General features: G+C 43.6%; 10 protein-coding genes and 1 pseudogene. 1 reads left to right on the forward strand and 10 read right to left on the reverse strand.

The genetic code is table 11. The features are described 5' to 3' along the window. Nucleotides 1-265 precede the first annotated feature (265 nt). Nucleotides 266-415 (forward strand): annotated as a pseudogene (locus F6K37_RS45640) (tyrosine-type recombinase/integrase); the annotation flags it as partial. Between the two features lie 9 nt (nt 416-424). Here the strand turns inward: F6K37_RS45640 and F6K37_RS24645 are convergent. The 10 genes from F6K37_RS24645 to F6K37_RS24690 all read right to left on the reverse strand — a co-directional run. Further along, nucleotides 425-634, reverse strand: coding sequence for a type II toxin-antitoxin system HicA family toxin (locus F6K37_RS24645; RefSeq protein WP_287252763.1), 210 nt, complete (start codon nt 632-634; stop codon nt 425-427). After that, nucleotides 631-834, reverse strand: a complete 204-nt coding sequence (locus tag F6K37_RS24650; RefSeq protein ID WP_008182203.1) for a type II toxin-antitoxin system HicB family antitoxin — start codon at nt 832-834, stop codon at nt 631-633. Before F6K37_RS24650 ends, F6K37_RS24645 begins: the two co-directional genes overlap by 4 nt. Before the next feature lie 170 nt (nt 835-1,004). Next, nucleotides 1,005-3,233, reverse strand: coding sequence for a dynamin family protein (locus F6K37_RS24655; protein WP_008182205.1), 2,229 nt, complete (start codon nt 3,231-3,233; stop codon nt 1,005-1,007). 228 nt (nt 3,234-3,461) lie between these two features. Continuing rightward, nucleotides 3,462-5,441 carry a PP2C family protein-serine/threonine phosphatase gene (locus F6K37_RS24660; RefSeq protein WP_287252766.1) on the reverse strand — a complete coding sequence of 660 codons (1,980 nt, stop codon included), beginning with the start codon at nt 5,439-5,441 and terminating at the stop codon, nt 3,462-3,464. Beyond that, entirely contained in the window at nt 5,419-5,601 is a 183-nt protein-coding gene (locus F6K37_RS24665) for a hypothetical protein (protein WP_131826924.1), read from the reverse strand. Before F6K37_RS24665 ends, F6K37_RS24660 begins: the two co-directional genes overlap by 23 nt. Nucleotides 5,602-5,804: 203 nt before the next feature. Continuing rightward, a complete protein-coding gene (locus F6K37_RS24670; protein WP_287252769.1) occupies nt 5,805-6,395 on the reverse strand; it encodes an FHA domain-containing protein in 591 nt (196 codons plus the stop codon). Continuing rightward, the gene (locus F6K37_RS24675; RefSeq protein WP_287252771.1) at nt 6,392-6,571 is read right to left on the reverse strand and encodes a hypothetical protein; all 180 of its coding nucleotides are present in this window, start codon (nt 6,569-6,571) and stop codon (nt 6,392-6,394) included. Before F6K37_RS24675 ends, F6K37_RS24670 begins: the two co-directional genes overlap by 4 nt. 101 nt (nt 6,572-6,672) lie before the next feature. Then, nucleotides 6,673-8,067 (reverse strand): vWA domain-containing protein, encoded by a 1,395-nt coding sequence (locus tag F6K37_RS24680; protein ID WP_287252772.1) that lies wholly within the window; start codon nt 8,065-8,067, stop codon nt 6,673-6,675. A gap of 283 nt (nt 8,068-8,350) precedes the next feature. Next, nucleotides 8,351-8,734 carry a hypothetical protein gene (locus tag F6K37_RS24685; protein WP_287252773.1) on the reverse strand — a complete coding sequence of 128 codons (384 nt, stop codon included), beginning with the start codon at nt 8,732-8,734 and terminating at the stop codon, nt 8,351-8,353. Between the two features lie 144 nt (nt 8,735-8,878). After that, nucleotides 8,879-9,067, reverse strand: a 189-nt coding sequence (locus F6K37_RS24690) for a hypothetical protein (RefSeq protein ID WP_287252775.1), incomplete at its 5' end; no start/stop codon positions are given.

Here is a 9,067-nt window from a genome sequence, read left to right on the forward strand (position 1 = left end):
ATCAATTGAAGAATTAGAATGTTTGTTAAATCATCTTTTAAATGAAGGAGGGTTAATTATAAAATGGGTACGAAAAATAAAAAACAAAGGCAATGCTGTTATCACAGTTTAAATGCGCAACAGCTTAGACATTATTGTAGGTTTCTACAATTTTAGGAAGGCAAAAGGCAAGAGGCAATAGGCAATAGGCAATAGGCAAAAGGCAAGAGGCAATAGGCAATAGGTAAGAGGCAATAGGTAAAAAATCCTTTGTACCTCATAGCTTCGGACGTTTTGTAGTGATCTATTGGATGGGGGAGTGGATATCGTTACGGTTCAGAAGTTGGCGGGTTATGGGTCTCCTGTGACCACTGCCAAGTATGATAGACGGGGGGAGGAGACGAAGCGGTTGGCGGTGCAAAAGTTGAGGTTGTGATCAAAGGTGTTACTGGAGATCTGATTCTTCCAATTCTGCTATTTTCATCAATGCTTTTAGGGTTCCTCTCTTCAAATCTTGATTTTTGTGAACTGGAACGGATAGGATTTTTTGAGCTCCTGGCTTTTCATAAATATGATGGCTTCCTGTAATTTTTCTCAAAACCCATCCTTTTTTATCAATAATTTTACAGAATTTTTTGCCAGAAACAGATTTCATACTGTAACTTCCACAATTTTGCTGTTGGGTTCAGGAATATAGGAATTGCTGGCAACTTCTAACCAACCTTCAATGGCATCTTGAAGATTTGCTAAAACCTCTTCCATTGTGTCTCCCTCAGTAATGCAGCCAGGTAGTGCGGGTACTTCTGCCCAAAAACCACCTTCTTCTGCTGGATGTATTGCGACCTTAATCTGCATTTGGGTTTGCTTGCTCAATAGTTTTTTGTGTATTTTAACTCATCACATCATGGGTCAATCAGATGATCCGGTGTACTTTTGTCAACCTTATCCACACCCTGAATACTCTTACTTTTCGCTCTTTTCACTTCAAATTTTGTCAGTCAACCAGGCTGATAGCTTACGCAAAGTTAGTTCAAAAACTGCATAGATTCCAATTTGTTGCTGCTGATTGCTTTTTGGAGCAAATTTTGCCACTCCTGCTGAATTTGTTTATGTTCTTTGAGCCTTTGGAACTCAGGCCATACTTTCGAGCGAATTTCTTCCTTTCTTAGAAAAGTCCGCCACTGGTCTCCTATATCTTTGGCATAGTGAATGCGATCAAAAAACTCTCCGATGATGAAGTATCTGACTTGGCTCGGCTCAGTTAACCACTGATCTAAGGTTTCTTTGCATTTAATGACCACTTTTTTATGAAGAGCTTCTAGACGATTTTTTACTTCTTGTTGATTAAACTCTTCAACTTGGGATTCTCCTGACTCTGAATTTTTAATGCTCAGGGTGTTGTTGTTGATTAGATCCGGTTCAAGTTCGTCATCAAAGTGCTGTCGAATACTGTGTATAATTAATCCCTCATAGGAAACTTGAGACTCCCAAAGGGTTCGGAATCCTAGCTCTAATTGATTGTTATACTTATCGAGTAACTCGGTCATCACCCCTAGAAACTTGGCGTCCCGTTCCTTGGTTAGATTCCCCAAGTGCCCCTTTTTCAGGTTTACCAGCACATTTGTTACTTCTGATTTGAGCTGCTCCACTGACTGCTGTAGCCCTTCGTTTAAGGAAAGGAAATGCTTTGAGAGGTTGGCTCGCATCGCTGCAATCGACCCGTAGTAGGTAGACCTGTAAGAGCCTCCGAATCGGTCTGTGCGTTGTCTTTCAATTTCGTCTAGTTCTGGAATTCCCGGGTCACTTTGGCAGGCTTTCATTACAGTATCGACTTTTGCTTTAAAGTAAGGATCAACTGTTTCCCGGTTTTTTCTGAGTTTTTTGAGGAATTTTTCAAGACTGTCAGATAGCTCTTCTTTAAACTCCTTGAATCGCTCCACAAATAACTGGTCTTCATCCCCAAATCCAGCTAGGGCTTTACTGGCTTTCTGTAAATCAGTTTCTAAATCTCTGTGGAGGATATCTATGTGGTCTTGATAAGCTTTGGCATATTTACTGTCTAGGTCTTCAATGTTGTCCACTAGGTAGTCTAGAATTAACTCCAAAACTTGGTTAGCTTGGTCAGGATTAGAACAGTCAGCGATTACACAATTAACCACCTCTATGTGGTTTTCCCGAATCGTTCTTTTAAGGGTTTCACAGCCTTTAGAGTTGTCTTGATCAGCACTGCTCATTTTGTTGAGTACCATGAAAGAGCGAGCTGGCAGGTCATTCAGGGCTTTCTGGGCTGTGTCATAAAGTTTCGTATCTCTCTCTTCCCATTGGTAGCCTACAGGGTCTGGTCTCCGCACAAAAAGAACCACATCCACTCGCTCCCCTAGGGTTTGTAGCATCAGCTTTTCATCCCCTACTCTGAGGTCCCCTAAACCGGGTATGTCTACTAAGGCAATCTTTTCAACTTCGGATTTACTGAAAGGACAGAATATCTCTACTTCTCTGACTGCCAAAACCGCGAAGTTACTATTGGGATCTTGTTGGTGAACTACATAGTTGCGTATTTCTTCCTTGGAAACCCGATCTAATACCCGAGGGGAGTTTGCTTCCAGTAGATGGCGATACTGATTGAAATGAGCATAATATTCGTTGCGGAGGCGTTCGTACATGGCTTTTTTTGTGGCAGCATCACTAGGCAGTTCGGGAAGCTGACTAGCAAAGTCATCCAAACTCTTTGGTTTGGGTGCTAAGCCTAGTTCTTCGTAATAGGAGCCAATGACTTCTTTGAGAAATGAGTCTTCATCATGGAATGTTACCCTAGCATAGGTTGGTTGATTTTGATGATAGACTGTACTCCTAACTGCTGTGCAGGCTCCTCCTTCACGAGCAGGAATCTCATCATCGGAAAGTCCACTCAAACTTTTGAGTAGTGTACTTTTACCTTGTCGCATTAACCCCACGACACCAATATTAAGGGTGCCACGGTCAAAGCGTTTATGAAGTTGAGCTAGTTTATTACTTTGAAATTCCAAGCGCTTGAGCAGTCCAGGGAAATTGATTTGTTGTAAGTTCCCAGCTATTTCAGCATTATCGGGTAATTGAATTAGCTTCTGGCGGTGTTTTTCTAGCTCAAGTAGTGTGGAGTGAAGGGTTTTTAGGTGGTTTTCTACACTGGTGAGGCGTTCAATAAAGGGTTTGCGCTTTTCGAGAATTTCCGTAAGACGAGAGGCTATATTGGTTCTCTGTTGATTGGTGTACATAAGTTATAGCGTTTGGATTTGAGTTGTGAACATAGTCTTTTAGGCAAGAGGCAAGAGGCAAGAGGCAAGAGGAACCCACCCCTAACCCCTCCCAGGAGGGGAAGGCAAGAGGCAAGAGGCAAGAGGCAAGAGGGTAAAGATATCCGTATTTTTATTAGACAATAAAAAAAGACATCCTCGGTTTACATCTCATTTATAAATGCTATACTTTATTTAAGTGCAGATGCCTCAACTAGCATTTTTTATACAACACTCCAATGCTAAAATTGTAGCATTATCATATGCTCCATTATCTATAACTTTTTGGATAATTTCGTCAACAGCTGCTTGTAAAGGCTGAGTTTTTTTAAAAGTTTCCGCTAGTTCAGTATCTGACACTAAACTCCAGACACCATCTGAACAGAGCAGCAAGATATCACTATCTTCTAGAGCTAGGGATAAGTCTTGACTAAAGTGGCTCAAATCTTGGACATAACCATCACTAAGTCTTGGTTGTGAACCCAGGGCTTTAGTAAGAATATTACTATCTGGATGGTCAAGACTTTCTTGATAGGTGATTTCACCACTGGCCAGTAACATCGCTACTAGTGAGTGGTCTTCAGTTAATTGACATATTTGTTCTTTCCTGATTAAGTAAATACGACTGTCTCCCACATGAGCCACTAGTAAGTTGTTACTAATCCCTAAAATTACACTTAGTGTGGTTCCGCCGTTTCGTACGGCGTTAGTTACAGATTGGTTAGCGTTTTGGAATAATGATACCAACCAATCTGTCTGCTGGTTGACAGTTTTCAACTCAGAGGGAATCGGTTGCTCAAACACGGTTTTGATGGCTAATTGACTGGCTAACTCTCCCTGAGACATGCCACCCATACCGTCAGCAACAGCGGCTAAAATCATAGTATCACCATTACTCAACTGTTGCTGTCGTACTCCATAACTATCTTCGTTGTGTAAACGACTAGTTGAGAGTCCTACTGTTGATTTACTGGCCACTTGCCATTGAACTTGGGTGGTCTGAAATGATTTACGAGTTTCAATTAAGAGACTCAGTAAGTGGGAAAGGGAGAAGCGTTCTTCTGGAACAGAAGAGAGGCAAATCTTGAGCAGTTGATAAATCTGAGGAATGGGCTTAATCTGGATGTCAAGAGTCTGGTCTTGTGGAAGAAGCTGTTGATGAATAGCTTGGTAAAGCAGCGCTCCCACAGTGTAACTGCTCATTGACTCCTGGAAGGGATTACCGGAGGAGAGTTCAAAAGCGCAGTAGTTTCCTAACAAGCCATAGTCGAGCTTTTGATCAATAGGATAGGCACTGGTTAAATCAAAAAACTTGATCGGTTTTCCGATTTCAATCAGTTTCGGAATCACATCAACCAAGCACCACTGACGCTGATATAAATAGTAAAAACATTGACAGATGGGGATAATCAGTGATAGAGACTCTTGATCAGAATGCTCTTCTTGCAGCCAAGTCTCTAAGGTTGATTGACTGTCTGGCAGCGACGTTAATAGCATCAGCCTTTGACCAGAGGTGTCAGGACTGATTTCATTTTCTGGATAGTATTCTTCCTCTAGATATTCAGATTCAGGCTCAGGGTCCTTAGGGGTTTCCGAGGAATCTTCTGTAGTTTCAGGGTTTAGCTGTTGTTCAGTGGTTTCTTCTTCAGTTGTTGCTTCTGATTCCTCTTGGTCAGTGCTAACTGGAGACTGTTGCTCACAAGATTCTATTTCTTCTGGCTGCTGTGTCTCCGGTTCTGGCTCCAGGGAGGATGGGCTAGGGCGTGTCTTCAAACTCGGAGATCCCCCTAAATCCCCCGAGCGAGGGATTGCTCGCTCGGGGGACTTTGAGTATGGCTCCCCCCTTATTAAGGGGGGCTGGGGGGGATCTAAATCTTGCGGAAAACTTTGAAAACACGCCCTAGGGTTAATAACCACAGAGTCTTGGATGGTACTAGCTAGTAATTCGGCAATCATGGCATAGTTACCTAGCTTTTCCCGTAGCTGTAATTCTCGACTTAGCCCACCGTCACTAGACCCCACACGCAGCAAGGCCAAGTTGCCTGTAGTGGGACTGGGGTCAGTAGACTCAAGGTTGACTTCAAAGTAGTGAATACCTACTGTCAATTGACCTAGGTATGACCGGACTTTGAGGTGATAGTTGTCTATCGGGAATTCTGCATCTTGTTCAATTACTAAACCATTGGTCATAAGCTGGTATTGATTTAAATTCCATGGTTGTGAGAGTGGGGGAGTCGGGAGTCGGGAGCGGTGCGACCCGTGGCGAATTTAATTCGCCAACGGAAAGCGCACCGAGGGAGTCGGGAGTCGGGAGCAGGCAATAGGCAATAGGCATGCTAGCAATAGGCAAGAGGTAAGAGTGAAAAAAATCCTGTGTACCTCAGGTGCGACCTGTGGCGAATTTAATTCTTAATGGTAAGAGCGCACCTCATAGTTATGAAAAACGCTGTCATCATAATCTCCCCATCTCCCCATCTCCCCATCTCCCCATCTCCCCACACTCCCGATTCCCGATTCCCGATTCCCGATTCCCGACAAATATGAGATGCACTGTTATGGGCTTTGGAAGAGGAAACGAATTTTAGCGATCGCAATTTCATCTCCGGGATTGATGGTTTCCGGTCGGGTAATTTTGGCATTGAAGCGAGTTTTACCAGCAGGCTTGATAAAAACACCATTGGTAGAACCAAGGTCTTTGATTTTCCATTGCCCTCCCTCTCGATAAATTTCTGCGTGGTGGCGGGAGACTGTCTCGTTACCGATAAATGGCTCTAAGTCAATATCAACAGGACCCATATCTGGATCAAAGATGCCGATAAGATTGCTATGATCTAGCCAGAATTCTGGGACAGGAGCATCAGCTTGCTTAGCAATCAGTTTCGCTATTAAAGCAGTATTAGTAATAGGAGGAGTTGGAGGTATAAAGGGCTGGGGTTGGGGTTGCTCTAGGGTGATTGGTAGAGGCTCATCAAGAGGTTGTGCTGGTGTAGTTTTCCAGGGATCCGGCTGAAGAGGTTGGATTAGGGTTGGTGGTTGAGATTCAGGTGGTACTTTGGTTTGGGATTGTAATTCAGAACCACAAGCCTCACAGAATTCGGTTCCTTCTGGGTTTTTATCATAGCCACAAATTGAGCAGGTAATCATTGATAAATCCTTGGTGAGTAAATATATAAAAAGGGAATAGGCAACAGGGAATCGGGAATCGGGAATCGGGAATCGGGAATCGGGAATGCGTAGGGTGTGTTAGGGGCGGGTGAGTCCTGATGTTCAAGCTCTTTGCGCCTGGTTGGGACAGCCCGCCTGGGAATTGAAACAGGCAAGATGCCTGTTCCACCAAGATGCCCGCTGACGGCTGAACGGCTGTTCGCGTAGCGTGAGCTTTTAGCTCACCGCTGACCGCTGACCGCTGACCGCTGACGGTCTAAGTTCCCGAGACCTTACGAATCTGTTCTTCTGAAAGTTCAGTATTAATATCTCCACTCATTTTGATAGTCTTACCTCTGGAACCCATTTTGATGGTTTTACGAGTTCCAGAAGAAATCTTGCGAGTTTTGCGTAACTCGTCTTGAGCTTGATTGAGAGATTCAAGCATGGCTTGGTTGCCAATCCTGACTGTCATCCGACGGGCAGTATCTAATAGTTTTCCTGCTTCTTCGGGATTACTATCAGCCAGTCTGGTAGCTTGAGTTACTAGCTGAGAAATATTGCACTGTTGTACATAACCCATTACTTCTGGGTCTACTTGTGCCGCTCCGCTCTGACCAGGAACAAATTGAACTACCACATTTTGAGGTGGCAGCTCACCTCGGCGATTTTGTCCTGGAATATCGTAGGTTAAACCAAGTTGAGCAATACGTACACGGGAGCTGCTGTGACTGTCGATGGTGAATTCCAGAATAAAGACTGTTTCATCATTGGCCATGGCGGTGCCAATCAGATAGGGGTATTGAATCAGGGGAAATTCCGCTTGATCAGGGTAAGCCCGGACAACACGGGTGAGTTTTACCCCCTTAACTGTCTTGGCAGTAAGGGTAAGGTTATTAATAACTTCCTGTTGGGCTTGGCTAAATTCTCTAAACAGGATTTGGGGTAAGTCCCTAATAGCAACATCAGTACCTGTGGCATCTCCTGAAACGATATGGTGAAGGTGACCAGCGGTAGTATCGCTGAGGTTGATCAGTAAGTCTTCATTGTAGTCACCAACTCCCAAGGCTGTAATGGGGATACCGTTTTCCGAAAATTGTTTCGCGAGTTCCCGACATTCTTCTTCATCAAAGGCTTGACCATCAGTAAAGATTAAAGCATGACGACTGGTCATGGTTTGACCGGAGAGCATAGTCAGGGTCTGCTCCATCCCTTCTCCCATGCAGGTGCCACCACTGTAGTTACGGAGTTTCTCAATCCCTGCTTCTAACTGGCTGGTTTCAGTTGCTGGTGTTAGTCCAACAATAGTTGAGGCTTGGTCGTCAAATTGGATAATGGCAATGCGATCGCTTCCACCTAACTGGTTAGAGCGCACTAAATTTAACAGTGACTCAATCACAATATCGATCTTGGTTTTACCACCTGTCACTTCCTCATAGTTGTTTCCATCCTGTGTGTACACTCTACCTGTAGGTTTTGTGTCCCCTTCCACCACTTCATACATGGAACCACTGGTATCGATCACAAAAGCAAAACTAGTTGAGGGTAGCTCCACTGCTACTTCTTTGGTCGGTCGCAGTTTCAACATCACAAATAGTTTCTGGTCTGGGGTATCCGCAGGGAGAAATTCACGATGAGGAGTGATTGCTACATATAGGGGTGGGTTACTCATTGTTGTATAGGGTTTTTATTTGAGTTGTGAACATAGGATTGAACTAAAAAGGGAGCAGGGAATCGGGAATCGGGAATCGGGAATCGGGAATCGGGAATCGGGAATCGGGAATCGGGAATCGGGAACCGGGAAAAAATTCTATGTACCTCATAGTTATTAAAAACGCTGTCTAAATCTAGAGATAATAAATGAATTAATTGTGATAATTTTTGATGCCATATTCTTTACTCCCTACTCCCTACTCCCTACTCCCTACTCCCTGTTCCCTACTTCTACAATAATTCTAATTAAAATTCAACGGCGGTAACATTCCTGAAATAGGTTCTATCCCCGACAAATCTGGGTAAATTGGATCGGATATTTCTTGATTACCGGATTCTTTCAGGTTACTGATATCTGACTCTATCATTAAAGGCAAATCTAGAGTAATGGAACTGTCTCGAAAGCCTTCTTCTATGTCTTGTATCCAGGTTTTTATAATTTTATCGAGATGATGACCATTAATTTTGCATAGGCTTTGCTCTTGAAACCAATTTCTCAGTTTTTCTCGCTCTGATAACGTAAAAAATAAAGCGGGATTATCTTCCTGACTTTTGTCTAAAGTAATGGCATACCTGAATTCATCTTCTATCTCCTTGATATGGAGAATGAATGTATAGTTTACCATTTGATAGGAGTTATCGATTGGGTTTTGTTTTAGGGAATCGGGAATCGGGAATCGGGAATCGGGAATCGGGAATCGGGAATCGGGAATCGGGAATCGGGAATCGGGAATCGGGAAACAAGATTGTTTGGCTCCTTCCAGATAGGGTTAGTAATTATAATGGTGTAGTTGTGAACTAGACCAGGAAGAAAACTCTACCGCTTGTGCTGGAGATGATGCGTTCGCGAAGCGGTTCCGAAGGAACATCGCGCCCAATTTCCCACACTCGCCACCAAGACCTGTAATACCAATCCGTGTCGGAATTGTGAGAATTTTTGTTACCTTTTCCCGACTCCC

The sequence above is a fragment of the Moorena sp. SIO4E2 genome, assembly GCF_010671945.1.
Taxonomy (GTDB): domain Bacteria; phylum Cyanobacteriota; class Cyanobacteriia; order Cyanobacteriales; family Coleofasciculaceae; genus Moorena; species Moorena producens.

What these genes read in the sequence shown, in the direction of transcription:
- F6K37_RS24645 (WP_287252763.1), bottom strand. Translation starts at nt 634, where the DNA reads ATGAAATCTGTTTCTGGCAAAAAATTCTGTAAAATTATTGATAAAAAA.
- F6K37_RS24650 (WP_008182203.1), bottom strand. Translation starts at nt 834, where the DNA reads ATGCAGATTAAGGTCGCAATACATCCAGCAGAAGAAGGTGGTTTTTGG.
- F6K37_RS24655 (WP_008182205.1), bottom strand. Translation starts at nt 3,233, where the DNA reads ATGTACACCAATCAACAGAGAACCAATATAGCCTCTCGTCTTACGGAA.
- F6K37_RS24660 (WP_287252766.1), bottom strand. Translation starts at nt 5,441, where the DNA reads ATGACCAATGGTTTAGTAATTGAACAAGATGCAGAATTCCCGATAGAC.
- F6K37_RS24670 (WP_287252769.1), bottom strand. Translation starts at nt 6,395, where the DNA reads ATGATTACCTGCTCAATTTGTGGCTATGATAAAAACCCAGAAGGAACC.
- F6K37_RS24680 (WP_287252772.1), bottom strand. Translation starts at nt 8,067, where the DNA reads ATGAGTAACCCACCCCTATATGTAGCAATCACTCCTCATCGTGAATTT.
- F6K37_RS24685 (WP_287252773.1), bottom strand. Translation starts at nt 8,734, where the DNA reads ATGGTAAACTATACATTCATTCTCCATATCAAGGAGATAGAAGATGAA.